Source organism: Aerococcus sp. L_32 (genome assembly GCF_050689315.1).
The window spans coordinates 1-1,056 of the sequence record NZ_JBOEQF010000600.1; the positions used below are offsets into that span (position 1 = coordinate 1).

The following is a 1,056-nucleotide window of genomic DNA, read 5'->3' on the forward strand; positions in this document are numbered from 1 at the left end:
GTTTTCATAGTAGTCAGGGTGGTCAAAATCGATATTAGTAAAAATCGCGTAGTCTGGGTGGTAAGCTAAGAAATGTTTACGGTATTCGTCCGCTTCTAACACAAAGTATTCAGCGTCTTCTTGACCAGCACCAGTACCATCACCGATTAGGAAGTTTGTTGGTTGTAAACCACGCATCACGTGTGCCATCAAACCGGTGGTAGATGTTTTCCCGTGAGAACCAGTAATCGCTACACTAGTGTAGTCTTTAATTAATTCACCAAGGAAGAAATGGTAACGCATCACGTCAAGACCTAATTCTTTCGCACGGACAACTTCAGGATGGTCATCGCCAAAAGCGTTCCCGCAAATGATAAACATACCTTCTTGGATATTGTCAGCGTTAAAAGGTAGTAATTCAATACTAGCTTTCTCTAAACCCCGTTGGGTAAAGAAGTAAGTTTCTTGGTCTGAACCCTGAACCTTGTAGCCCATATTGTGCAAGATTAAGGCTAAGGCACTCATGCCTGATCCTTTGATTCCTGTGAAGTGATACGTTAATTCTTTATTCATGCTCGTTAAAATCTCCATTTCCTCGATTAGATTGCGCTTGTTTATTCTTTAAATATGGGGTCAATGATGGCTTGTCCTGGCCTGGAAAATACGAATAATGTCCCGACTTAGCTTGTCTCCCTGGCTGATTAAAGATTCCCCCTGGTTCCTCCGCCATAATACTCTGCAGACCACGGTTTAAATGCCCTCGTTTAGGGACAGTGGCCCTTGCAGGCGTGGTTTCAGAAACCGGTGTTGCTTGCCGTTTGTCTTCGAATCCTTTAGGTTCAGAAACCGCCTCTTCAAAATGAAAATGGTTGCGTCTGGATGACCGAGCAGCCTTGGCATCTTGACGGTTACTGGTCCAATTTGTCGGCAAATCATTCGGTTGAAAAGGTCTGCGGAATTGGTAATCTTGATATTCCTGCAATTCTTGACGTAAACGGTCCAATTTTTGCTGGCGTTTGTCGTCCACAGAGGCCGCTTTAAAGACCTCTTGCACCCCTGAATCTTCGACTGGTCTTG

Annotated in this window: 2 protein-coding genes; both read right to left on the minus strand. The window is 44.2% G+C overall.

What is annotated here, in order from left to right:
* The coding region (locus ACRCJ0_RS15060; RefSeq protein ID WP_431391018.1) for a Mur ligase domain-containing protein at nt 1–552 on the minus strand (552 nt) is incomplete at its 3' end.
* Nucleotides 545–1,056: hypothetical protein (locus ACRCJ0_RS15065; RefSeq protein ID WP_431391019.1), on the minus strand; the 512-nt coding region annotated here is incomplete at its 5' end. The genes ACRCJ0_RS15065 and ACRCJ0_RS15060, both read right to left, overlap by 8 nt.